This is a genomic window from Corynebacterium tuscaniense (genome assembly GCF_008693065.1).
GTDB lineage: Bacteria > Actinomycetota > Actinomycetes > Mycobacteriales > Mycobacteriaceae > Corynebacterium > Corynebacterium tuscaniense.
Genome location: NZ_VXKH01000173.1, coordinates 1 through 620, shown reverse-complemented (window position 1 = coordinate 620; position 620 = coordinate 1). Strand labels below are relative to the sequence as shown.

The following is a 620-nucleotide window of genomic DNA, read 5'->3' as shown; positions in this document are numbered from 1 at the left end:
AGCGGCGATGGTCTCATAGTCGAACTTCTTCTTGGTGCACATTTCCAAGTGCGGGAAGAGGCGCGTGTCGACCTCCGCGAGATTTAGTGTCATGAACGGTTTTTCGTCCATGCGGTTGGCGGCGTCAAGCTGGGCGTAGAACTCGTAGACCTCGCCGTTGGTCAGGATTGCGAATTCGGTATCGGTGACGTTGAAGTAACGCACCAGCTGGTTCGCATGGTTGAGGTCGAGGGGTTCGCCGATCTTCTTGCACTCGATGAGGAACCGGAAGTCATCGCCGGATTTGATGGCGAAGTCGACCTTCTCGCCCTTCTTGATGCCGATGTCGGCGGTGCACTCGGGGACGACTTCGCGCGGGTCGGTGACGTCGTACCCGAGAACCTCATTGATGAAAGGGATGATGAACGCCGTCTATGTGGCTTCCTCGGTTTCAATGATCGACTTCAACTCTCGAACCCGATTGGCAAGAGCGAACACAGCTTGGTCGATAGACATTTGATCCCCTCTGGATTGTAGTTACTCGGTACAACATTAAATGGCTCTTCCGGATCTGGGGTGCGTAGCCGGGATGAGGTACCAAGTATGAGGATCGGGACCCACCACAAGATATAGGGGTCCCT

1 pseudogene is annotated in these 620 nt (G+C 54.8%); it reads right to left on the bottom strand.

The window, feature by feature from the left end:
- Nucleotides 1-495: pseudogene (locus tag F4V54_RS11120) on the bottom strand (type I restriction enzyme HsdR N-terminal domain-containing protein); the annotation flags it as partial.
- Nucleotides 496-620: the final 125 nt, after the last annotated feature.